Consider the following 24857-nt stretch of genomic DNA (forward strand, 5'->3'; position numbering starts at 1 on the left):
AATGCCGAAAATAGGTAATTACCGCCTTTTTTCAGCGCCGTGCGACCTCCACCGGCAGGCATTGTGTATGCGCACCCGGTTGCAGATAGGGCGTGAGAATCGGTGCCATGCCTTTGAGCACTTGCACGGGCAGCGCCGAGGTGAACTTGAAGGCCTCGGCGGTGCGCCCGGGCACGAAGGCAGTCAACGTACCGAAGTGGCTGTCACCGATATAGAACACGAAAGTGGCGGTGCGGTTGATCGACTTCGAACTCAGGATCCGCCCGCCGGAACCAATGGCTTCGATGCGGTTGTCCCCGGTCCCGGTCTTGCCGCCCATCGCCAGGGGTTTGCCATCGGGGGTGATGAAACTGCCGGACACCCGTTTGGCTGTACCGGCATCCACAACCTGCGACAACGCCTCGCGCATGGCCGTGGCCACTTCGGACGGCATTACCCGTTTGCCGGCGACCGGGTCATTGATCAGTTTGGTTTCGTACGGGGTGTTCGCCGCGAAATGCAGGGTGTCGATGCGCAATGTCGGCATGCGCACACCATCGTTGAGGATGGTGCCGATCAACTCGCCCAAGGCGGCCGGGCGATCGCCGGAACTGCCGATGGCGGTGGCCAGCGACGGTACCAGGTGATCGAACGGGTAACCGACTTTCTGCCAGCGCTGATGAATGTCCAGGAACGCTTCGATTTCCAGCATGGTGCGAATACGGCTGTCGCGGGCGCCCTTGTGACGACTCTTGAACAGCCAGCTGTAGACTTCCTGACGCTCGAACTGGCTGGCTTTGACGATCTGGCTCCACTTGGCATCCGGGTTGTTCAGCAGGTAGCCCATGAGCCACAGGTCCAGCGGGTGAACCTTGGCGATGAAACCCTGATCCGGCAAGTCGTAGGCGCCGGGGCTGTAATTTTCGTAGAGCCGTTGCAGGCGTTCGTCGGTGAGTTTTTCGGTGAGCTTGGCGCCTTTGAGGTGCGCGCGCACGAAGGCATTGAAGCTTTCCTGGCTGGCCTGGGGCAGCAAATAGCGGTGCACCGCCGCCAGGCGAATCGGCGTCGGACGCATGCTGTCCAGGAAGGTGTCGAGCCGCGCCTGGGTGTCCTTGTTTTTGTATTTCTTCCAGAACTTGAGCAGGAACGAAGTCCCTTCGCGGTCGGCGAAACTGGCCAGGTATTCCTGACGCCGCGGGTCGCGATCGTCCTTGAGCAATTCGGCGCTGTTGTTGGGGCCGGAGTACGTGGTGTAGCGCACCAGGTCACGCATCAGGCGAATGAACGGCAGGTTGATCGACTCACGCAACGCATCACGCAGGGTCGGAATGCGACCGTTGTCTTCCTTGCGGAAGTTGACGAAGGTGTGCAGCCCGCCGCCGGTGAAAAAGGCTTCGCCGGGGCTGGCCGAATATTTACGATCCAGCGCGGCACCGAGCATGGCCGGCAGGTTGCGGTCCTTGTTCTCAATCAGGTAGTCGATGGCCCAGCGACTCAGGCGATCCTGATCGGGGATGTCGACTTTCTTCAGTTCCGGGACGGTCATTTCGGCATATTTATCGTGCAGTTCGGCCATGATTTGCAGGTAGGTGGTGAGCACGCGCATTTTCGCGGTAGAGCCCAGTTCCAGCTTGCTGCCTTCATTGATGTCGAACGGCTGGTCGGTGCTGTCGGTCTGTACCCGCACACGCGCGCCGTCCGGTGTCAGCTCAAACAATGTGAAGCTGTAGCGCACCTGAGTGGTGCTGGTGGGGGTGAGCAAGCGTTCGCCCATCAGTCCGATTTGTGTGGCGAACGCCGGGTCGGCCAGGCGCTTGAGATACTCGGTAGCCTGGCTTTGCAATTCACCTTGCAGGGTGCTGGTGGCGGAAAGGTCGAGGCGGTCGAGATCGTACAGCGGACGATTGAGCAACCCGCCCAGACGGCTGCGCGCCACGCTGATGCCTTTGTTGGTTTCAATCGGCTGGATGGTCGGCTGGGTCTGCCAGTCGCGGTAGGTCACCTGGCTGGCCAGGGCGGCGGCGGCGAAGGGTGCGTCGATCACGCCATTCGCCGCCAGCAGGCGGATGTGGCTGTCGGTGAGGTCGGCCAGTTCATCATGACCCTTGGTCAGGTAATGAGAAGGGCGGCGCTGGGCGATCATCAGCGAGAGCATTTCACGCAGCGCCAGGCCTTTTTCGGCCATGCTCTTGGGGTCCGTGTCGGTGCTGGCCAGCCGTTCGTTGGCCCTGTTGAAGTCGGCGCCATACCAGACGCGCAACCCTTCGGCCATGCCATGCACTTCACCGTGTCCCGGTACCGCCGACAGCGGCACGCTATTGAGGTAATCGCGCACCACATTTTGCCGGACCTGCAAGGTTTCCGGCCCCGCTTGATAAGCACGCACGGTGGCGGAAATCATCTGTCGGATCTTTTCCGCGCCTGACACCGTCAGGCCATCGGGCGAGTGCCGGTATTTCTCCAGTTGCGTCGCCAGCGTACTGCCGCCCGCCGACTGCCCTGGTATATGCAGCAGCTTGGCAACCTGGGACCAGATCGCCATGCCGAACCGTGGCCAGTCCACGGCGGGGTTGGCCAGGGGCTGACGAGGATCGAGCAAAAAGCGGTTTTCAATAAACAGCAGGCTGCTGACCACCACGGGCGGAATCGACTCAAAGCTTGAATACAGTTGTTGGGGGTATTTGTACTGGTACAGCGGCGCCGCACGGCAATCGGTGATCGACAGTCCAGCCTGTATTTTCTCCGCGTAAGGCACGAAAAAGCCCTTGTCGGTGTAGTTCATCAGCTTTTCAGAGAAGCGGGTTTGCGACGCAATGACGTAGTCACGCTTGAGCAATCGCGGCAGAAACTCACCCAGCGAGCTGTAGCCCAGACGCAAGTCGAAAGGGCCTGCGCCTGGATAACGAATCGCGTCGCTGGGGCCGGGTTTCATTTCGTAACTCAGGGAGGCGGCGAATTTGCTGACCTCGCGGGATTGAAACTTCGAGGTACGCATTTCCTTGGCAGCGGCAAGCCCCAAGACAATCAGGATAATAATCAGCAACAACCAAAACGCCCCCCAGCCATGCTTTGTGCGACTGCCAGGGGGTTTTTCAGGAATAGGCGCTTCATCCACACGTTCAGTCGGGACCACAGTTTTACTCGTATCGGTTTGCCATAACGCGCCCATAGTCGACTGATCCATTCACGCAGATTGATCTGACTTGTCTGAAGCTTAGTCGGTGGTTGGCGATGGTGAAGAAATTGTGGACGCACAGATCTCAAATATTCCCCATTCCCTGTGGCGAGGGAGCTTGCTCCCGCTGGGCTGCGAAGCAGACCCGAATTTGCCATCTCGGTCTTTCAGCAGAACCGCGATCACAGGTTTTGCGACTGCTGCGCAGCCGAGCGGGAGCAAGCTCCCTCGCCACATTGGGACAGGTAGTTTCAATTTGGGGTTTCAGAGCCAGCAGGCGTCCCATAAAGGGTAGTCACCGATTTTATCCACAAGCCCTGCGCGCAAGGGATTTGCGACGATGTAACGGGCAAACGGCAGCAGTTCTTCCCCGTCGCGGATCGCTCGATCATGGAAGCCGCTTTGCCAGAATGCGCCTGCACTGTTCAAAGCCCGGTTGATAGTGAGCGTACTGCGGGATTTGATGGCTTGCATGACCCGCATCAAAGAGCGTTGCTCCAGCTGCACCAACCAGTGGAAATGGTCAGGCATGATCACCCAGGCAATAGAGTTGACCCACTCCTGATCATGAGCTCGTCTCAACTCGGCGACTAGCAGGCGTCCCAATTGCCAATCATCGAACAGAGGAAGTCGTTGATGCACAACGGCGGTGAGGAGATAGGCCCGACCTTGTTCTGAAAAACGTCCATGGCGTAGCCGGTGTGAGTTCGGGTGTGGATGCATTCCGTTGCTTCCTTTTGGAGTGGATCCCGCTAACCCTAATCGCTGATCTGCCTACATGTAGCTGCATTTGTTGACTGAAATTTCCGGAACTCTTGAAGGATTCACTCGTAAACACTGCTTTGTGGCGAGGGAGCTTGCTCCCGCTGGGCTGCGAAGCAGACCCGAATTTGCCATCTCGGTCTTTCAGTAGAACCGCGATCACAGGTTTTGCGACTGCTGCGCAGCCGAGCGGGAGCAAGCTCCCTCGCCACAGGCTAGTGCCTGCCTGAAATGCCCTTCCTAGACACGTCGAATAGCAAATAAGGCCCGGCCAGGGGCATGACGATGCACCAATGCTGTGCAATACTCGGCGGCGTTTCAGTTGGTGAAAGATCCTACAAAAGTCAGGTAATGCCCCTCCGCTAACCGGGCTTTTCCCGAGAGTTCTGGCTGAATGTTGTGGTTTATAGAGTGAAAAACCCTGTACGAAGCTTTTTATACTGCACGCCCCGCTGATCTTGCCGGTGTTGTCCTGCAAGACGGGTTTGCTCACGAAGCAGGCCCGGTTTCTCAGAAGCAATGGCTTACCGGTCAGCGCTTTGTTACTCGGTGGTCATATCCAATAACAAGACGAGGTTGTACCCCTATGCCAGTCGGCAATCATCTGCCCCATGGCGAGACCGCTCAGGGCGGCCCGCTTAAACGCGAACTCGGCGAACGGCATATCCGCTTGATGGCGCTCGGAGCGTGTATCGGCGTCGGTCTGTTCCTCGGTTCGGCCAAGGCCATCGAAATGGCCGGCCCCGCCATCATGCTGTCCTACATCATCGGCGGTCTGGCGATCCTGGTGATCATGCGCGCCCTCGGTGAGATGGCCGTGCACAACCCGGTCGCCGGCTCCTTCAGCCGTTACGCTCAAGACTACCTCGGCCCCTTGGCGGGCTTCCTGACAGGCTGGAATTACTGGTTCCTGTGGCTTGTGACCTGTGTCGCGGAAATCACCGCCGTGGCGGTGTACATGGGCGTCTGGTTCCCTGATGTGCCGCGCTGGATCTGGGCACTCGCCGCGTTGATCAGCATGGGTTCGATCAACCTGATCGCGGTGAAAGCCTTCGGTGAATTCGAGTTCTGGTTCGCCCTGATCAAGATCGTCACCATCATTGCGATGGTGATCGGCGGTATCGGCGTGATCGCGTTCGGTTTCGGCAATGACGGCGTGGCGCTGGGGATTTCCAATCTCTGGGCCCACGGCGGCTTCATGCCCAACGGCGTGCAAGGCGTATTGATGTCGCTGCAGATGGTGATGTTCGCCTACCTCGGTGTCGAGATGATCGGCCTGACCGCCGGTGAAGCGAAGAACCCGCAGAAGACCATTCCCAACGCGATCGGCTCGGTGTTCTGGCGGATTCTGCTGTTCTACGTCGGCGCGTTGTTCGTGATCCTGTCGATCTACCCGTGGAACGAAATCGGCACCCAGGGCAGTCCGTTCGTGATGACGTTCGAACGCCTGGGGATCAAGACCGCGGCCGGCATCATCAACTTCGTGGTGATCACCGCGGCGCTGTCGTCCTGCAATGGTGGCATCTTCAGCACCGGGCGCATGCTTTACAGCCTGGCGCAGAATGGCCAGGCCCCGGCCGGTTTTGCCACCACATCGAGCAACGGCGTGCCCCGTCGCGCGTTGCTGTTGTCGATCTTCGTGCTGTTGCTGGGCGTGCTGCTCAACTACATGGTCCCGGAAAAAGTCTTCGTCTGGGTGACGGCGATTGCCACTTTCGGCGCGATCTGGACCTGGGTGATGATCCTGCTGGCCCAGCTCAAGTTCCGCAAAGGCCTGAGTGCCAGCGAACGTGCCGGTCTGAAATACAAGATGTGGCTGTACCCGGTCAGCTCGTACCTGGCGCTGGCGTTCCTGGTGTTGGTGGTCGGCCTGATGGCTTACTTCCCGGAAACCCGCGTGGCGCTGTACGTCGGCCCGGCGTTCCTGGTGCTGCTGACGGTGTTGTTCTACGTGTTCAAGCTGCAACCGACCAATGTGTCGCAGGGTGCGGTGCGTTCGGCTGCGTAAGTCGTAACGCCTGAAACGCAAAAGCCCCGGTCCATTGGCCGGGGCCTTTTTATTGGCTGACGAAATCTCCGGTGGCGAGCGAGCTGGCTCGCCACAAAGGCGCGGAGTTTCTTAATGGACGGCGACCGGTTGAATCGGTGCGGTCAGGCGCTTGTTGAAATCCAGCCAAACCCCCAACAACCCCATCAATCCTGCACCCACCAGCGCGGTGAAGATTTGCATGGCAAACGCATCGTCGGTCAGGGCATTGATCATGTCTGCCAGCGGCGCGAGCAACACCCCGAGGCAGAACACTTCCAGCGAATAACGGCCCATGCGACTGCATTGCCGGGCTAGCCAGTTCTGCGTCCAGCCAGTGTCCGGCAACAGTTTCGCCGTGACATACGCCAGCGCCAGGAAGTGCAGCAGTCGCACCGGCGACAGGTCGGTCTTGCTGATCGGGTACAACAGATTGCTCAGGCTGGTCGGAACCATCGCATCATGCAGTTGCGGCCACCGCCACAATACGGTCAGTACACCGGCGACGCCTGCGTATAACGCCGCACTCACAAACAATGGCTGGCGCAGCAACGGGCGCCTGTCGGGCAAGCGTGGGCGCTGCGTGTGAATCGCAGCGGCACCGCCGAGTACGAACAACAGTTGCCAAGCGACGGGGTTGAAGTACCACACGCCGTCCTTGATGGCCGCCAGATTCCAGCCGAACAACGGCACCGTCAGGTACACCGCAAACGACATCGCCACCACCACCCATGGTTTGCGCACAAATATCGGCAGCACCAGCGGCAAACCGGCCAGCAGCACGATGTAGAGCGGTAATGGGTCCATCAGGTTCGGTTTGAAGCGCAACAGCAACTCATCGATCAAGGCTTGCTGCGGATTGCTGATGAAGTGGTGCATGCCCATCTCCTCCACCAGATCTCGGGTCTCCACATGGCTGTTGGCGAAGAACACGATGCCCATCAGCATCGCCAGCAGGAAAATATGCACCACATACAGCACCCAGGCGCGGCGCAGGATTTTCACGCAGGCAATCAGGTAACCGTCGCGGGCCAGGATCTTGCCGTAGGCCAGGACCGCCGCGTAACCGGCGAGGAACACGAAGACTTCGGCGGCATCGCTGAAGCCGACGTTACGCAGAGTGATTTGACCCAGCGGGTTGTGGGGCACGTGATCCCAGAAAATGAAGATCAGCGCCAGGCCTCGGAAAAAGTCGATCCGGTGATCGCGTTCAGTCGTCATGGCTGCGGGCTCTGGAACGGGGTTTGAAGTAGGAGCGCCGGCGACACAAAAGGTTGCGCGCTGCACATTGGCGGCGCGCAGGGTGCAGGGATTCGGCGGCAATTGCAAAGTGCGGATATTACGGAGTGTCTCTGTGCACTGCCGAGGCGACAACCGCCTGTCTAAAAGACACGCAGGTCGGCGATCTCTGACGACCGTCGAGGTTCAAAGCTTTATTGATTGAAGGCGGAATTCCCTTGAGGCGCCGGCATGCAGATCAGCGAATGGCTCGACAAAGAACTCACCGGCCGTCAAGTCTGGTTGTTGTTTCTTTTCGCGACGCTGGTGTACATCCTGCCGCTGATCCTCGCGGATTATCCCTACATCGATGACAACTGGCGTGCCCTGGCCGCGGGTACCGGCTGGGCGGAGGACGGCCGGCTGTTCGCGCAGTGGTTCTACAACCTGCTGACCTTCAGCGGCGCCGCGCCGAACATCTTCCCGCTGCCGCTGTTGATCGCCACGCTGGCGATGAGCTGGGCCCTGACCCGGCTGACGTTTCACTATTTCCCCGAACCGACGTTCGCCCATTGCCTGGTGGTGCTGCCGCTTTGGTACAACCCGTTCTTCCTGCAAAACCTGTCGTACCAATACGACGGACCGAGCATGGCGCTCAGCCTGGTGGCGGTGATCTACGCGATTACCTTCCAAAGCCCTTCTCGCGTTCAGCACCTGCTGATACCGGCCGCGCTGATCGCCTTGGCCATCGGGCTTTATCAGGTCAGCTTTAATGTGTTTCTCGGTCTGTGTTGTATGGAGTTGCTGCGGCGCACGGACGACCCATTGGCATGGCCTGCGTGGTGGCGATTGATCGGCTGCAAAGTTGTACAGGTGGGTCTGGCAGGGTTGATCTATTACGCCACCGCCTATTCCTTCATGACTCAGAAGCGCACCTCATTGTTGAACGGGGCAGCGGCGCCGTTGCAGCAAATTGAAACCAGCGCGGGCTGGGTGCTGGAAAAAATCGTGCTGCTGTTCCATGGCGGCTTTGCCTGGGTATTCGCCGCGCTGTTGCTGTGCGCCCTGTTCGGTGCCGTGCGCGTGGGACAGCGCGTGCTGGAGCGTGCCGGTACTGGGCTGAACAAAACCATGATCGGCCTGCTGTGCCTGTTGATCTTGCCCGTCCTGATGGTGCTGGTGCCGGGCGTCTCATTGTTTTTCCGCGACTTCAATGAAGGCGCCCGCACCTTGATGGGCTTTGCTGTCGTGCTCGTATTGCTGTTCTACCTGAGCCATCTGGCGCTGGCGTCGGTGCACGGAAAGCTGCCGCTGCTGTTGCTGGTTCCATTGTTGGCGATGCTTTCGCTTTCCTTCGCGTATGGACGGGTGCTGACGTTACAAAAAACCTTCGCGACGAATGCGCTGTACGCCTTGAGTGCCGACATTGCTTCGCGCCCGGCGTTGCGCGAAGCCAAGCGCATTTATATGTCGGTGACGTACTCCGATCACTGGCTGGTGGGGGCCGCCGGGTCGTTCAAGCAGATGCCGGTTTTGCATTACTTGTTGAACATCGATTTCTACATGCTCGCGGAAAATCTGCCGAAAACAGGTATCACTAATGTGGTCAGGGAAAAGGAACGGCGTAACGCGACGCTGGTGGGTTATCAGGGGTATCCACCGCTGGTGGACAGTCTGTTTTATCGGATTTATCTGCTGGGGGACTACGGCTTTATTGTCATGAAAGAACCCGCCCGGGTCCGCTCTCTCCAGTGGTGAACCCCGTGACCATTGGTCTGGAATGCCGCGCTACCTGTTAGTTCTTACAGTAGACGCGCACCTGTCCTCGACTTTAGGTTTGAGCCGCACCTGAAACAACGACAGTTCAAGGACCGAACATGAAAGCCTTATGGAAAGAGTTCTCCACGTATGCGGTTGTTGGCGTAGCCAATACGTTGATCCATTGGCAGATATTTTACGTACTCACCATCGCGGCCGACCTGAGTCAGGCCGCCAGTAATTTTTCGGCGTTTTGTGTGGCCGCGACGTTCTCATTCTATGTGCATGCGCTCTACACGTTTGAGGCCGGGGCGTCGGTACTTCGTTATCTGCTGTATGTGTTTTTCATGGGGGGCATGAGTTTCGTTGTCGGACATTACGCTGATGTCTGGAAAATCCACGGGCTGGTGACCGTAGGGTCGTTCTCGCTGTTGAGTCTGGTTTGCGGGTTTTTCTTCTCGAGATTTGTCCTGTATGGCGAGCGCGAAGCGTGAACGTGTCGCTGATGCCAGCCTGTCCGTAAGGCTGGCATGCAGAGCGATCTTTACGCAGCAACCACCTCATTAGGCTCAAAACTGTCCGCCCGCGCCATCTGCCACATCCGTGAATAAAACTCGCCATTCACTTCACCGGTGAGCAATTCCCCCGGCTTCAAGAACACATGCAACTGCGAGAACAACTTGATCTCGGTCGCCGACATGCGCCGTACCAGATGCTTGGCCGACAGTTGTGACGGATGATCGAGGCCGGCCGCCGCGAGCATTTCCGCCAGGGCCTTGAGTGTGTTGCGGTGGAAGTTGTAGACCCGCTGGGCTTTGTCCGGAACCACCAGCGCACGCTGGCGCAGGGTGTCTTGAGTGGCGACGCCGGTCGGGCATTTGTTGGTGTGGCAGCTCTGCGACTGGATGCAGCCGATGGCAAACATGAAGCCGCGCGCCGAGTTGGCCCAGTCGGCGCCGATGGCCAGGACGCTGGCGATGTCGAAGGCACTGACGATCTTGCCGCTGGCACCGAGTTTGATTTTGTCCCGCAGGTTCAGGCCCACCAGGGTGTTGTGCACGAACAGCAGGCCCTCGCGCATCGGCACGCCGATGTGGTCGGTGAACTCTACGGGCGCGGCGCCGGTGCCGCCTTCTTTGCCGTCGACCACGATGAAGTCCGGGAGGATGCCGGTTTCCAGCATGGCCTTGGCGATACCCATGAATTCCCAAGGGTGACCGAGGCAGAACTTGAAGCCCACCGGTTTGCCGCCGGACAGTTCACGCAACTGCTGGATGAACTGCATCAGTTCGATCGGCGTGGAAAATGCGCTGTGCCGAGACGGCGAGATGCAATCTTCGCCCATCAGGATGCCGCGGGTTTCGGCGATTTCCTTGGTGACTTTGTGCTTGGGCAGGATGCCGCCATGCCCGGGTTTGGCCCCTTGCGACATCTTGATTTCGATCATCCGCACTTGCGGCGTCTGCGCTTGTGCGGCGAAGCGTTCAGGATCGAAGCGCCCATCAGCGGTACGGCAACCAAAGTAGCCACTGCCCAGTTCCCAGGTCAGGTCGCCGCCGTTTTCCCGGTGATACGCACTGATGCTGCCTTCGCCGGTGTCATGGGCGAAGTTGCCGAGTTTGGCGCCTTGGTTCAATGCGCGAATGGCGTTGGCGCTGAGCGAGCCGAAGCTCATGGCCGAGATGTTGAACACCGAGGCCGAGTACGGCTGGGTGCACTGTGGGCCGCCGACGATGACGCGGAAATTGCTCGGGTCGCTTAACGGCGCCGGGCGCATCGAGTGGCCGATGAATTCGAAACCCGATTGGTACACATCGATCAGCGTGCCGAAGGGTTTGTCGGCGCTTTCATTCTTGGCCCGGGAATAGACCAGCGAGCGCTGGGCCCGGGAGAAGGGCAGGGCGTCGCTGTCGGATTCGAGCAGGTACTGGCGGATCTCCGGGCGAATGCCCTCCACCAGATAGCGAATATTGCCCAGGATCGGGTAGTTGCGCCGCACCGCGTGAGGGCTTTGCAGCAGATCGAACAGGCCCACCAGACTCAGGACGCCCGTCACGGCGGTGATTGGCCAGAGCCAGTCGTGTTCCAGGAAAGGCAGGCTGGCGAGGGTGAAAATCACACAGGCAGCAAAGAAGGCGTAGCGGCTCAGGAGTGACAGGCTCATACGGGTTCCTTGGTTCGGACTCAATAATTTCAACGCAGCAGGTGCATGGATACACACAGATCCCTGTGGGAGTGAGCCTGCTCGCGATTACGGTGGTTCAGTCGACATCAATGCTGAATGAAAGACCGCAATCGCGAGCAGGCTCGCTCCCACAGTAAAAAGCACTCCGCGTTGCAATCAGGCATTTTGCGCCTGGAGAAATATCGAAAACAGCTCGGACTGGGATTTGATCCCCAGCTTGCTGTACATGTGTTTCTTGTGGACTTTCACGGTTTCAACAGAGATTTCCAGCTTACGGGCGATTTCTTTACTGGAGCAACCGCTGAGCATCAAGCGCCCTACATCCAGTTCCCGGGCGGTCAGTTGCGCGCCCTTGAGTTGTTGCACCGAGGCTTCCAGCTGCACGCGCCAATCGCCCTGGATCGGTGCTGGTGCGAGAGCCACGACTTCGTTGATTTCGTAGGGCAGGCGCTGGCGCAACAGGCCGAGCACCCACGGCTGGATCAGCGACAGCAAGGCAATCTGCTGACCGCTGAAACGCTGCTTGCTGCCCAATGACAGGCACAAGGTGCGGTCCCCTTCGAGCTGGCAATTGAACTGGATTTCGTCGGCCACCACATTCAGACGAAAGTATCGTTGGTAATACTCGGTCAGCTCGAAGTGCTCCGGTGCCACTTCCGACAGCCGATAGAGGCCGGTGCGCGATTGCTCGCGGCAGGCGATGTAGAACGGATCAAGCAGATAGAGCCCGCGCAGGTAATCCTGAAACAACTGATCGGGGCTGCCGTCCTCGCCCGGGCACTCGGCGAAGACCTGCGGGTGCTGGTCAGCGCTGAAAAGCAGTGCCACCCAACTGTCGAAGGTCACGTACTGATCCAGCAGGCGCACCAGCTGCGTCCAGAAGTTGGGCTTGTCGAGGGCGTCGATCAGTTGCCCGACCGAGCGGTGCCACGCGATGTCGTCTAACGAAAGTGTCATGCCTCTACCCCTATCGGGTTACCCCAGCGGCGTGATTCCCCGGCCGGTGGCTTGCTGCGCATACTGGCGCACAGACACAGACCGGGCAATCTTTCTGCCGCTCGGCCCAAAACAAGGAATACCCATGAAAGTCGAACTCGCCCAGTTGGCGGGCCGTGACAACGGCACAGCGTACAACCTCGAACGGGCCCTGGCGGCCATCGCTGCCTGCCACGCGGATACGCAACTGATCGTCTTCCCGGAAACCCACCTGATGGGCTTTCCGACTGCCGACACCGTGGCCCAGACCGCCGAACCGCTGGACGGGCCGACGGTCAGCGCCGTCGTGGCGGCTGCCCGCGAACGCAACATCGCCGTGGTGATCGGCATGGCCGAGAACGACAACGGCCGCTTCTACAACACCACGCTGCTGATTACCCCCGAAGGCATCGCCCTGAAATACCGCAAGACCCATCTGTGGGCGTCGGATCGCGGCGTGTTCGAGGCGGGCGACCGTTACGCCACTTGCGAGTGGAACGGCGTGCGCGTCGGTCTGCTGATCTGCTACGACATCGAATTCCCGGAAACTGCCCGCGCCCTGGCGCAACTGGGCGCCGAATTGCTGATCGTCACCAACGGCAACATGGACCCTTACGGCCCCACTCACCGCACCGCGATCATGGCCCGGGCCCAGGAAAACCAGGCCTTTGCGCTGATGGTCAATCGGGTCAAAGAGAGTGATGACGGATTGGTGTTTGCCGGTGGCAGTGCGCTGGTGGATCCGCTCGGCACGTTGTTGTTCGAGGCCGGACGCGATGAAGGGCAGTTTGCGGTTGAGCTGGATTTCAGCCGGCTGGAGGCGGCACGCAAGGATTACCGGTATCTGGATGACCAGCGGCTGAAGTTGCCGGGTGAGATTGTCGAGCAGGCTTCCGGTGTGCGGGAGTTGCTGATTCCTTCGCGCTGATCCGGATGTTGCATTGCTCCGAGTGCCCCTTTCGCGAGCAGGCTCGCTCCCACATTGAGTTTGTGTCCACTGCAGATCCCCTGTGGGAGCGAGCCTGCTCGCGAAGAGGTCCTGACAGACAACACACCTGTTTGACCGATCACCCAAAACAACAACGAAACACCCGAAATTTAGCGCCGAACTCGGCTCTGCCATAAATCTAATAAATTCGGAGTAGTCGCTCATGGCTCGTTTGCAACGCACCCTGTCATTGGGTTCGGTGGTGCTGTTCGGCATCGCCTACATGACGCCGATCATTGTGCTCGGCACCTTTGGCATCCTCGCTCAATCCACCGCCGGCATGGTCCCGGCCGCGTATCTGGCGGCGTTGGTGGCGATGTTTTTCACCGCGATGAGCTACGGCCGAATGGCCTCGGCATTCCCCGTCGCCGGTTCCGCCTACAGCTATGTCCGCAAGGCCATCAGCCCGAAGCTGGGGTTCATCGCCGGTTGGGCGGTGCTGCTCGACTATCTGTTCCTGCCGATGGCGATCTGGCTGATCGGTGCGGCCTACCTCAATTCCGCGTTCCCGGCCGTGCCGCAGTGGATCTGGGTGCTGGCGTTCATCGGCATCACCAGCGCGATCAACATCGTCGGCCTGAAACTGGCCAACGGCATCAATGCCTTGCTGATGCTGGTGCAGTTCCTGGTGCTGATCGCCTTCGTCGCGCTGTGCATCCACTACGTCGGGGGCGATGCGAGCACGCCGTTGTGGTCGATCAAGCCGTTCTTCAACGGCGACATGCAGATGCCGCTGATCATGAGTGGCGCGGCCATCGCTTGTTACTCGTTCCTCGGGTTCGACGCGGTCAGCACCCTGACCGAAGAAACCCGCGACCCACGCCGCACCATCCCGCGGGCGATCATGTTGATTACCCTGATCGGCGGCCTGATCTTCGTCAGCGTCTCGTACTTCGTGCAGATCGCCCATCCCTCGTTCCAGTTCGACAGCGTCGACTCGGCCGCTTATGAAATCGCCCGCAACATCGGTGGCGACCTGTTCGTGACGATCTTCCTGATCGGCCTGATCGTCGGCCAGTTCGCCTCGGGCCTGTCGGCTCAGGCCAGTGGTTCGCGTCTGTTGTTCGCCATGGGCCGCGACGGCGTGCTGCCTAAATCATTTTTCGGCAGCTTGCATGAGCGCTTTGGCACACCGGTCAACAGCATCCTGTTGTGCGCCGTGGTCGCGTTGCTGGCGCTGAAACTGGACGTCACCACCTCGACTTCGTTCATCAACTTCGGCGCGTTCCTGGCGTTCAGTCTGGTGAATTTGTCGGTGATCTTTCATTACTGGATAGGAGGGGAAAAGAAAGGGCTGCGCGAGTTCGTGCTGTTCCTGTTATTCCCGTTCATTGGCCTGGCGGCAGATTTGTGGCTGATGGTCAGCCTCGATCACCTGGCGATCTACCTGGGCCTGAGCTGGCTGGCGATTGGAGTGGTGTACCTGGCGGTGCTGACCGGTGGCTTCCGCCGCCAGCCACCGGAGATGGATTTCCAGGAAGCCACCTGACCTCGGACGCTGCACCCCCCCTGTAGGAGTGAGCCTGCTCGCGATAGGGCCATGTCAGTCAACATCAAGGGCGACTGACATACCGCCATTGCGAGCAGGCTCACTCCTGCATCTATTACGGTGTTCAGGTGGCTGAGTGTGTCTGGTGCACGGGCAGTTCGACTCGGAACGTGCTGCCCACGCCCACTTCACTGCGCACCGAAATATCCCCCCGGTGCTTCTTAACGATGCCATAGGACAAGGACAACCCAAGCCCTGTCCCCTGGCCCACCGGTTTGGTGGTGAAGAACGGATCAAAGATTTTCTGCAGGCTGTCCGGCGCAATACCGGAGCCGGTGTCGGCCACCTCAATCCACACCCGTTCACCCTCAAACCCGGTGCGCAGGGTGATGGTGCCCCGCTGTGGGCCCATCGCCTGGGACGCGTTGACGATCAGGTTCATGATCACCTGGTTGATTTGCGATGGCAGGCACTCGATGTCGGGCAATGGCTGATACTCCTTCAGCACATCGGCCTTGTACTTGAGTTCATTGGCGACGATGTTCAAGGTCGACTCGATGCCCTGTTGCAGATTGGTCCACTGCCATTCCTGGTTGGAATCCACCCGGGAGAAGTCCTTCAGGTCCTTGACGATCTGCCCCACCCGGTTGATGCCCTCCTTGGATTCCTTGATCAGCAATGGAATGTCCTCGCGCAGAAATTCCAGTTCGATGCGTTCCCGTAACTGACCAAGCCGCTCGATCACCTCATTTGAAGCAATCGCCTCTTCGGCCTCGCGATAGGCATCGAGCATGTCTTGCAGTTGCTTGAAGTAGCCATCAAGACTGCCAAGGTTGGAAGAAATAAAGCCGATGGGGTTGTTGATTTCATGGGCAACGCCGGCCGCCAATTGCCCCAGGGACGCGAGTTTTTCCGATTGCACCAGTTGCGATTCAAGCTGTTTGCGCTCGTCGATTTCCCGCTGCAACGCCTCGCTGGCCTGTTTGAACTGCGTGGTGCGCTGGTCCACCAGATGCTCCAGATGGCTCATCTGCACGGAGGCGCGTTCGGTCATCTCCCATTTGGTCAGCAGGGTGTTGGCCATCTGCTGGACTTCGATGTTGTCGAACGGTTTTTTCAGGATCAGCAACCGATCATGGGCTTGCAGTCGGTCCAACAGCTCATCCCAGGAATAGTCGGAATACGCGGTACACACCACCACTTGCAGGTGCGGATCTTCCTGCCACAGATGTTCGATGGTTTGCGCGCCGTCCCAGCCTTCAGGCATGCGCATGTCGACGAACGCGAGGGCGTAGGGCCGGCTTTCCTGCAAGGCCTGAGTGAGTTTGCCCAGGCCTTCCTGGCCGCCATACGCCGAATCCAGTTCGAACAGGGCCGTGGTGGTTTTGATTTCACGGCCAAACAGCGTGGCTTCCATCTCGTCCAGTTCCAGGTGCTCCACCGGAACCGGGGTGAGGATCTTGCGAAAGTCGTCATGAATCGACGGTGTGTCGTCGATCAACAGAATGCGTCGGTTCGAATGCTCACTCATGCCTCCTCCGGGACGGTTTTCAGCGGAATCTGCAAGGTGAACTGCGCGCCCTTGCCGGGCCCGTCACTGTGGGCGCTGAGATGGCCGTTCATCTCTATCGCCGCGAGTGCGCAGCTGTGCAGACCAAAACCGTGGCCTTCCTTGCGGGTGGTAAAACCGTGGGCAAAGATGCGCGTCATGTTCTCCGGCGCGATGCCTTCGCCATCATCCTTGACGCTGATTTGCAGGGTGGAGTCTTCGACGATTTTCACCCCCAGGGTCATTTGTCGCGGACGATTACTGAGGTCGGACATGGCGTATTTGGCATTGCTGATGAGGTTGATCAGGATCAGCAGCAACCGGTGTTTGTCGCCCATGACCTGCGGCACCTCGTTGTACTCCTTGACCACGGTGACGTGGTGCCGGGTCAGGGCACCGGAGTTCATGCGCAGGGCGTCTTCCAGCAGTTCACTGATGTGCAGCGGTTCCATCAGGCTGTTGGCGCCAGCGTAGGACTGCTGGGTGGCGACGATGTCCTTGATGTGGTCGACGCTTTTGGTCAGTTGGGCGAGTTCGTCGGTCATGCTTTGTTGTTCGAGCGCGATGGCGTCGACCAGTTGATTCAGATAGCCGGGCAGCAATTTGCCTTTCGCGTCCTGGGTCAGAAAGGCCCCGAGGTCGCCTTGATGCTCGTTAATCAGCTGCATCGCCTTGCCCAGCCCCTGGGCCTTGCTGCTGCGCAGTTTGCGGCTGACCAGGTCGGCGGAGATGTTCACGCTGTTGAGTACGTTGCCGACGTTGTGCAACACATTGGTGGCGATTTCCGCCATGCCGGCCTGGCGCGCGGTGTCCAGCAGTTCGCTCTGGGTATCCTTGAGTTCGCGGGTGCGTTCTTCGACCCGTTTTTCGAGGTCATCATTGGCGGTTTTCAGGGCCTTGTTGACGCGATTGATCACGGTGAAACTGCGCATCAAGTGAATCGCCAGGTACACCAGCAACAGCACCAGCAGCACCGAAAACACCAGCATGTAAAAGTGATAACGCTGGTCGACCGCATCGGTGCGCTGCTGATCGTTGTTCAGCAGATCGGTGATGCCGTCGAGCCGCTCGGCCACGGGAATCGCCTCGATGTTTTCCAGCAAGCGGTTGACCACCGGTTGCTCACGCAGAATCAGCTCAATATGGTTATTGAGCACATCCAGTGGACTGTGGAACTCCTCCGGCAGTCGCAGTTTGTTCACTTTCAGTTTGCTCAATCCCACCAGGATTTCGGCGGCCTTGTCGTCAGAGGTAACCATGGCGAACTCCATGGTGCTGAGTACCAGGTCATAGGTGTCGTTGGCGATGTTCTGCAGTTGCAGTTTGTCGCCGTCCTGCAACTGGGCGAGGGGTTCCTGAATGTCGTCTTCGGCGGTCGGCAGAAACGCCAGTGAGTTGCGCAACACAGCATTGTGAGACTTGAACTGCTCAACCAGCCGGATCTTTTCCTCGAAGGCGCTCAGGTACGCATCATGGCTGGTCAACCAGACGGCCGAGGTGTTGCGGCTGTGATTCGACGACATTGTGTCGAACCGTTCCCACAGGCGCGTCATCTCGGTCAGCGGTGTGACCAGCGGATCGTAGTTGTGGTTGATCGCAATCCTGGCCTTGAGGATTTCCGTTTCCCACTGCGCATTCAGCTGTTTCATCCGGGAAATCAGATCCCGGGATTCGGTGTAGGTCGACGTCTTATTGGAGTTGGATTTGAGGTACAGAAACAGCAGTGTCGAGGCCAGTATCAGGGCCATGATACCGAGGAGTGCCACACTGCGTCGGCGGGATATTTTCATAATGGTTTGCCCTCCCATTCACCGGTCAGGGTCTTGAGGAATTTGATGATCAGCACCTTGTCCTCGACAGAGGGGATGCGTCCCAGTTGAAATGAGAACATCACCTCCACGGCGTCTTCGAGGGTTTTGGCCGAGCCGTCGTGAAAGTACGGCGCGGTCACGGCGACGTTCCTCAGGCTCGGGACCTTGAACACGTAGCGGTCCTCTTCGTCCTTGGTCAGCAGATAGCGGCCCAGGTCGGTGTCGGTCGGGTTGCCTCGTGTCTTGAAGTAATCGCCCATCACCCCGAATTTCTGGAACATGTTGCCGCCGATATTGATTCCCTGATGGCAGGCGATACAGCCGTACGCCTTGAAGCGTTGGTAACCGTACTTCTCCTCGCGGGTGAGAATGTCGGTGTCGCCCAGCAAGTATTGGTCGAAACGCGAGTTGGCACTGATCAACGTGCGCTCGTAGGTTGCCAGGGCGTTTTGCACATTGATCATGGTCACGCCATCCGGGTAGGCGTTGCCGAAAGCGGTTCGATAAGCGGCGTCGGCGGACAGCGTCTGCACCACGTATTCCCAGTTGCTGCCCATCTCACTGGGGCTTTGCACCACGGCGTGGACCTGGGTTTCAAGGGTGTCGGCGCGGCCGTTCCAGAATTGCCGGAAGTTCAGGCTGGCGTTAAACACGCTCGGAGTATTGACTGCCACTGGCTGGCCGTTGAAACCGATGGAAAACGCCTTGTTATCGGCGCCACCGCTTTCCAGGCGATGGCAACTGGCACACGAGAGGCTGCCGTTGACCGATAAACGTGGCTCGTTGAACAACTGGCGACCGAGTTCGACACGCAGAGGGTTTTGCTGCGGCACGGCCGGCAGCGGTTTGAGCGGTTCGTCCAGTGGCGCGCCGCTGGCCGTCAGACAGACTCCGAGCAGAGGCATCAAGAGCAAGCGGTAGAGAAATGGCGACATCCTGTAATTCCTTGGCGGATAGCCCGTGTGTCGCTGCTTATCGGTCATGTGGCGGCAGGGGGAGGGGATTTCACCGACGTCAGGTAGTGCACGAAGTCATCCGGCGCCACGGCTTTGCTGAAGTAGTAGCCCTGGCCTTCCTCGCACTGATGGGCCTTGAGGAAATCCAGTTGTTCGAGGGTTTCCACCCCTTCGGCGATGATGGTCAGTTTCAGGCTCTTGCCCAGGCTGATGATGGCGCTGACCAGCGCTGCGTCGTTGATGTCACGGCTCAGGCCACGAATGAACGACTGATCGATTTTCAGCACGTCGATGGGAAAACGCCGCAGGTAACTCAGGCTGGAATAACCGGTGCCGAAGTCGTCGATGGCAAGCCGCACCCCCATGGCCTTGATCCGGTTCAGGGCGGTGACCGTGGCATCGACGTTCTGCATCAGCACGCCTTCGGTGATTTCCAGCTCCAGCAATGACGGGTCCAGACCGGTTTGTTTCAGAACCTGTTCAATGCCTTCGACAAAGCCTCGTTGGCGAAAGTCGATGGCCGACACATTCACCGACATGCACAGCCTCGGCAGCCCCGCCGCCTGCCAGGCGCAGGCTTGCCGACAGGCCTGGGCCAGCACCCATTTGCTCAACGGTACGATCAAGCCGCTGTCTTCGGCCACGCCAATGAAGTCCGACGGGTAGACCCAGCCATGCCCCGGTTTCTGCCAGCGAATCAAGGCCTCTGCGCCGACTACCTCACCGGTGCCCAGGTCGAGCTTGGGCTGGTAATGCAGGACAAATTCGTCCCGCTCCAATGCCAGGCGAATGCCCGACTCGATGGTCTGCTGGTCCCGGGCGCGCTGGTTCATTTCTTCAATGAAAAAGCGGAAGTCGTTGGGGCCGCTTTCCTTGACGTGACGCATCGCGGTTTCGGCTTTCTTGATCAGCGCGATCGCATCGAAGCCATCATCGGGGTAGATGCTGATGCCCAGGCTGGCGGTTACGCTCAGGTCATGGCCGGCGATGTGCTGGGTCGTGCCAATGGCGTTCAAGAGTTTTTCGGCGATGCCTTTGGTCTGCTGGGGATGGCGGATGTCAGCGAGGATCACCACGAACTCATCAGCGCCGTAGCGAAACACCGAATCGGATTCGCGCACCGTGGACACCAGGTTTTGCCCGACCCGTTTGAGCATCTCGTCACCGGCCGGATGGCCCAGGGCATTGTTGATGCGCTTGAAGCGATCAAGACCCAGGAACATCACCGCCAGCTGCTTGTCATGGCGGCGCGACAACGCCAGGGACTGGTTCAGTCGATCTCCGAGCAACGTGCTGTTGGGCAGCTCGGTCAGTACGTCGTATTGCAACAGGTGGGACACCTTGAGCAGTTCGTGGACCCGCGCCTCGATGGTTTGCTCCAGGCTTTGCACTTTTGTCTCCGCGTCCTGGGTCATCTGCCATTTCCAGGTCAGGGCGCTGGCCATCTGGCGGATTTCCAGACTGTCGAAGGGTTTTTTCAACACCAGTAACTGGTCGCCGAACTCCAGCCGTTCAGCCATGTCCTCCCAGCTGTAATCCGAATAGGCGGTGCACAGCGCGATTTGCAGGTGCGGGTCGATCTTCCAGAGCTGTTCGATGGTTTCCAGCCCGTCCCAACCCGGCGGCATGCGCATGTCGGTGAACGCCATGGCGTAGGGGCGACCTTCGGCCTGGGCCCGCTGGACCAGCTCAAGGGCTTCCTGGCCCTGGTAGGCGGAATCGAGCTGGAAGGTCAGCCGGGCCGGTTGTTGCGTGCCGAACAGCGCCTCTTCCGTGCCGGCCAGGGTCTGCTCATCTTCAGAGTCAGGGCCGAGGATCTTGCGAAAATCCTCATGAATCGAAGGCGTGTCGTCGATAATCAGGATGCGCCGGTTGGTCCGGACGGACGACGTTTTCATCACTTGTCCTCCGTGGCGTGCGGGTTGTCCAGGATCGGTCCGTGGCTTGCGGGCACGATGCTGCCGGCTTTGAGCAACTGGGCGGCTTGTTGGCTGCTGACCGCTTTACTGAAAAAGTAACCCTGTGCGTTCATTGGCGAGCCTGTGGCCATCAGCGAACTACGCTGTTCCTGGGTTTCGACACCTTCGGCGATGATTCCGATCCCTACTTCTCGAGCGAAATTGATGATTGCGCGCAACGTGTTGGCACTTGCCGGGTCGCGGGCAGCGGTGTCGATGAAAGCCTGGGCGAGTTTCAGGTGATTGACCTGGTAGGTCTTGAGGTAGTCGAACGAGGAGTATTCGGTGCCGAAGTCGTCGATGGCGATCTTCACCCCCAGCTCGCGCAGGCGTGGCAGCACGTCGTTGTGGGTCCATTTGGTCTGGGCCAGGGTGGCTTCGGTGACATCGAAGCGCAGGTCCCAGGCGCACAATTCCCAGCGCGCGGTGGTGCGCAGTACGTCATAGATCAGTTCGGGCCCGCTTTTCAGTTGGGCCAGGGAAAGTTTGATGGCAATCACCGGGGGCGCCATGCCTTCGTCGCGCCACAGACGCATTTGCTGGCAGGCGCGATCCAGCACCCAGTGCCCGAGGGGGATGATGGCGCCGGTTTTTTCCGCGGCCGGCAGGAACGCCGACGCTTCCAGCAGGCCGCGCTCGGGGTGGTTCCAGCAGACCTGAGCTTCCATGCCGAGGATCTTGCCGCTGCTCAGGTCGACTTCCGGCCAGTATCTGAGTTCGAGTTCTTCATGGTCGATGGCCGTGCGCAGTTCGCTGGCGATGGTCATGCGCTCGACCACCTCCTGATTGATCTCCTCGGAGTGGAAGTGATACTGATTGCGGCCCTTTTCCTTGGAGCGATACAGCGCCATGTCAGCCTGGCTGAGCAAGCCGTCGGCGCTGGTGATGCGCGGCGAATAGCTACTGATGCCGATGCTGACCGACACCCGCACGTCATTGCCGTCCAGGGAGTAGGGCAGCACCAATGCGTCGCGGACCTTGGCCGCCAGGGACGCGGACTGGGTCGGGTCGCTGACGTCCAGTTGCAGGATGGCAAACTCGTCGCCGCCGAGGCGGGCGACCACGTCGTTTTCGCGCACACAGGCTTTGATGCGCCGGGCCACTTCCTGCAGCAACAGATCGCCCACCGGATGACCGAGGGTATCGTTGATGCGTTTGAAGTGGTCAAGGTCCAGGTAGAACATCGCGAACGGTGTTGCACCCCGGCGCGCAGCGGCGAAGGCCTGATGCAGGCGCTCGATCAAGGTGGCACGGTTGGCCAGCCCCGTCAGCCCGTCGGTGCGGGCCAGCAGGGCGATTTTCTCCTCGGCGACCTTGCGTTCAGTGACGTCGATGATGATGCCTTCGACTTCCAGTAAACGTCCTTCGGCGTCTCGCACCGGAATATAGCGGTTTTCGACCCAGCGCCAGGCACCGTCGCCGGTGCGCATCCGAAACTCGATGGACGCGCCGCCCGCATGGCGATCCAGCACTCGGGCCATGGCCGTGTCGACTTTCGGCTGGTCGTCGGGATGGATCAACTCCCGGGCCCAGTTGGCCGAGGCGACCAGATTCGCCGCGACATGACCGTACTTGGTGATGTTGTGGGAGATGTACATCAGCGGAAACGACGGTTCGCCCCGCAGGCGATACAGAATGGTCGGGCTGTTCTGCACGATGATGTTGGCGTCGGACAGCTCCCGGGTGCGTTCTTCCACGGCCTGTTCCAGCAACGACATCTTCAGTTCGGCGTCTTCGGTCATTTGCCATTTGGCGGTCAGGGCGCTGGCCAGCTGACGGATTTCGATGGCATCGAATGGTTTTTTCAGGATCAGCAGGCGATCGCCCAGTTCCAGGCGTTCATCGATGTCTTCCCAGGAATAGTCGGAATAAGCGGTACAGAGCGCCACTTGCAGCTTGGGATCGACCTGCCACAGCCGTTCGATGGTTTCCAGGCCGTCCCAGCCCGGCGGCATGCGCATGTCGATGAAAGCCATCGCATAGGGCAGGTCGTTGGCCAGCGCTCGTTCAACCTTGTCCAGTGCTTCCAGCCCCTGAAACGCCGAATCGAGCATGAAACTTTGCAGGGTTGCCGTCGCTTGCGTCCCGAACAGGGCTTTTTCGGCGCTGATCAGGTCGTCGTCTTCGGGCGATGGCTGGCTGAGGATCTTGATGAAGTCCGCATGAATAGACGCGGTGTCGTCGACGATAAGTATCCGACGGTTGGTTCGTGCCAGCAGCGTATTCATAGGCATACGCCGGGAGCGGTGGCAATGTGGTGGTGCGGTGTGCTCATAGGGGCATCCTTTCCCTGATCACGTGGCCAAGCGCATAAAGTGGATCCGAGTGAACTGAGCATAGTCGCCTGTGCAGCACTTCGCCCGGTCGCCTGAAACGAATCATTTCCAGAGGCGTCGCTGGAAATCATCTAGCCTGTAGCTCAGGCAGCGCCAGAAACGGAATGTTCTGGCTGATGATTGACGCGACGACGCCCGTTTTGCTTGAGGTAATGCCATGGAAGAGCAACTCCCCACTACTTTTGCCGATAAACCCACGATTCTGCTGGTCGACGACGAGGAGTCTATCCTCAACAGTCTGCGCCGGCTCTTGCGCGGCCAGCCCTACGAAGTATTGCTGGCCACCAGCGGGGAGCAAGCCCTGGATATCATGGCGAAACAGCCCGTCGACCTGGTGATGAGCGATGCGCGCATGCCTAACATGGACGGCGCCACGCTGCTGGCGCACATTCACCAGCGCCATCCCGACACGCTGCGCATTTTGCTGACCGGTTATGCCGACCTGACGATGATCGTCAAAGCAATCAACGACGGGCAGATTGACCGATACATCAGCAAACCCTGGCACGATGAGGAATTGCTGCTGACGTTGCGACAATCCCTCGCCTACCAGCGTTCCGAGCGCGAACGCCTGCATCTGGTGCAGGAGACCTGGGAGCAAAACGAAGAATTGAGGTTGCTCAACGCGACCCTGGAGAAACACGTCGCGTCCCGCACCGCCGAGCTGCAGCAGACGGCCGACATGCTCGACCTGGCCTACGAAGAGCTCAAACACAGCTATGTCACCGGCACCGAGGTGTTCTCGCTGCTGGCCAACCTGCGTTTGCCACCGGCCAAGCAGACGAACCGGCAGATCATCGAACTGGTGCGGGTGTACTGCAAACTCCATGGCCTGGACGAGGGCAGTACCCGCGACCTGACCATGGCCGCGGCGCTTTACAACATCGGCAAGCTGAGCTGGACCGACAGCATGATGACCGCGCCTGCGGATTTGCTGCACCACAACGATCAGGAACGCTATCGCGGTTATCCGAAGCAGAGCGAATCGTTGCTGATGACCCTCGATCCGATGAAGGATGCGGCGCGCCTGATCCTTCACCATCAGGAGCGCTGGGATGGCACCGGTTTCCCCGACCGGCTCAAGGGCGAGGCGATTCCGCTCGGGGCGCGGTGGCTGAAACTGGCGGTGGATTTCATCGAGTTGCAGCGTGGGCTGATCCTTGAGCGCCAGATGAACAGCGATGAAGCCCTGGTCTATATCCGCCAGTACGCCGGTCGTCTCTACGATCCTGATCTGGTGGAGGACTTCATTCAGGTCTGCGCCGCCTACCAGAGCGATGTGTCACTGGCCGATCCGACGGTCAAGGTACTGACGACCCGGGACCTGGCGACCGGCATGATTCTGGCGCGCAACCTCAATGCCGATAACGGCATGCTGTTGCTCAATGCGGGGAAGGTGCTGAGCGGGCCGCTGGTGGAGAAACTGATCGCGTTCGAAGCGATGGAAGGGGCGAAATACAGCGTTTTTGTGAAAGTGCCGGAGGAAGTGGAAGCCGCAATCCTCGAAGCGCCGCTGGTGGTTCAAGCTCAGCCCTGATCCCCCTTTGGAAGACTCAACACTGACCCCTGTGGGAGCGAGCCTGCTCGCGAAGACGGCCTGACATTCACCCTGGATGTCGACTGAAAGACCGCTATCGCGAGCAGGCTCGCTCCCACAAAGGGCTAGACCGCTATTTTCCCCCGTGACGCCGG

The 24857-nt window shown here is 59.4% G+C and carries 16 protein-coding genes; 6 read left to right on the plus strand and 10 right to left on the minus strand.

The genetic code is table 11. The annotated features are described in order from the left end of the window. Positions 1-31: 31 nt before the first annotated feature. Positions 32-3148 carry a transglycosylase domain-containing protein gene (locus AB4N91_RS02910; RefSeq protein ID WP_460112105.1) on the minus strand — a complete coding sequence of 1039 codons (3117 nt, stop codon included), beginning with the start codon at positions 3146-3148 and terminating at the stop codon, positions 32-34. A gap of 270 nt (positions 3149-3418) precedes the next feature. Continuing rightward, positions 3419-3877 carry an REP-associated tyrosine transposase gene (locus AB4N91_RS02915; protein ID WP_221107247.1) on the minus strand — a complete coding sequence of 153 codons (459 nt, stop codon included), beginning with the start codon at positions 3875-3877 and terminating at the stop codon, positions 3419-3421. Positions 3878-4502: 625 nt separating this feature from the next. Between AB4N91_RS02915 and AB4N91_RS02920 the strand changes: the two genes are divergently transcribed. Next, the gene (locus AB4N91_RS02920; RefSeq protein ID WP_010457753.1) at positions 4503-5924 is read left to right on the plus strand and encodes an amino acid permease; all 1422 of its coding nucleotides are present in this window, start codon (positions 4503-4505) and stop codon (positions 5922-5924) included. A 111-nt stretch (positions 5925-6035) separates the two neighbouring features. Here the strand turns inward: AB4N91_RS02920 and AB4N91_RS02925 are convergent, their stop codons facing one another. Beyond that, a complete protein-coding gene (locus AB4N91_RS02925) occupies positions 6036-7163 on the minus strand; it encodes an OpgC family protein (protein ID WP_010457751.1) in 1128 nt (375 codons plus the stop codon). A gap of 249 nt (positions 7164-7412) precedes the next feature. Between AB4N91_RS02925 and AB4N91_RS02930 the strand changes: the two genes are divergently transcribed. Both AB4N91_RS02930 and AB4N91_RS02935 read left to right on the plus strand, forming a co-directional pair. Beyond that, a complete protein-coding gene (locus AB4N91_RS02930; RefSeq protein WP_077749814.1) occupies positions 7413-8918 on the plus strand; it encodes a glucosyltransferase domain-containing protein in 1506 nt (501 codons plus the stop codon). A gap of 119 nt (positions 8919-9037) precedes the next feature. After that, entirely contained in the window at positions 9038-9412 is a 375-nt protein-coding gene (locus AB4N91_RS02935) for a GtrA family protein (protein WP_460112106.1), read from the plus strand. Positions 9413-9462: 50 nt separating this feature from the next. Here the strand turns inward: AB4N91_RS02935 and AB4N91_RS02940 are convergent, their stop codons facing one another. Together AB4N91_RS02940 and AB4N91_RS02945 are read right to left on the minus strand one after the other, a co-directional pair. Continuing rightward, positions 9463-11082, minus strand: coding sequence for an FMN-binding glutamate synthase family protein (locus tag AB4N91_RS02940; protein ID WP_010457746.1), 1620 nt, complete (start codon positions 11080-11082; stop codon positions 9463-9465). Between the two features lie 177 nt (positions 11083-11259). Continuing rightward, positions 11260-12060 (minus strand): helix-turn-helix transcriptional regulator, encoded by an 801-nt coding sequence (locus AB4N91_RS02945; protein WP_059406091.1) that lies wholly within the window; start codon positions 12058-12060, stop codon positions 11260-11262. Positions 12061-12184: 124 nt separating this feature from the next. Here AB4N91_RS02945 and AB4N91_RS02950 point away from each other — a divergent pair, with 124 nt between their 5' ends. Then, a complete protein-coding gene (locus AB4N91_RS02950) occupies positions 12185-13006 on the plus strand; it encodes a carbon-nitrogen hydrolase family protein (RefSeq protein WP_077749821.1) in 822 nt (273 codons plus the stop codon). A gap of 223 nt (positions 13007-13229) precedes the next feature. Further along, the gene (locus AB4N91_RS02955) at positions 13230-14555 is read left to right on the plus strand and encodes an APC family permease (RefSeq protein ID WP_077749822.1); all 1326 of its coding nucleotides are present in this window, start codon (positions 13230-13232) and stop codon (positions 14553-14555) included. Between the two features lie 124 nt (positions 14556-14679). On the opposite strand, the gene AB4N91_RS02960 is transcribed toward AB4N91_RS02955, so the two are convergent. From AB4N91_RS02960 to AB4N91_RS02980, 5 genes are read right to left on the minus strand one after another with little or no spacing between them, the layout of a single operon-like run. After that, the gene (locus AB4N91_RS02960; protein WP_010457738.1) at positions 14680-16086 is read right to left on the minus strand and encodes an ATP-binding protein; all 1407 of its coding nucleotides are present in this window, start codon (positions 16084-16086) and stop codon (positions 14680-14682) included. Continuing rightward, positions 16083-17894, minus strand: a complete 1812-nt coding sequence (locus AB4N91_RS02965; protein WP_460112107.1) for a DAHL domain-containing protein — start codon at positions 17892-17894, stop codon at positions 16083-16085. The genes AB4N91_RS02960 and AB4N91_RS02965 overlap by 4 nt, the downstream gene beginning before the upstream one ends. Further along, complete coding sequence (locus AB4N91_RS02970; RefSeq protein WP_460112108.1) at positions 17891-18850, minus strand: cytochrome-c peroxidase; 960 nt, start codon at positions 18848-18850, stop codon at positions 17891-17893. Before AB4N91_RS02970 ends, AB4N91_RS02965 begins: the two co-directional genes overlap by 4 nt. 44 nt (positions 18851-18894) lie before the next feature. After that, entirely contained in the window at positions 18895-20769 is a 1875-nt protein-coding gene (locus AB4N91_RS02975; RefSeq protein WP_083375836.1) for a putative bifunctional diguanylate cyclase/phosphodiesterase, read from the minus strand. Continuing rightward, on the minus strand, positions 20769-23063 hold the full coding sequence (locus AB4N91_RS02980) for a putative bifunctional diguanylate cyclase/phosphodiesterase (protein WP_460112109.1): 2295 nt from the start codon (positions 23061-23063) through the stop codon (positions 20769-20771). Before AB4N91_RS02980 ends, AB4N91_RS02975 begins: the two co-directional genes overlap by 1 nt. Positions 23064-23322: 259 nt before the next feature. Here AB4N91_RS02980 and AB4N91_RS02985 point away from each other — a divergent pair, with 259 nt between their 5' ends. After that, the gene (locus AB4N91_RS02985; protein ID WP_460112110.1) at positions 23323-24702 is read left to right on the plus strand and encodes an HD domain-containing phosphohydrolase; all 1380 of its coding nucleotides are present in this window, start codon (positions 23323-23325) and stop codon (positions 24700-24702) included. Positions 24703-24857: the final 155 nt, after the last annotated feature.

It is taken from the genome of Pseudomonas sp. H3_D04 (assembly GCF_054669175.1).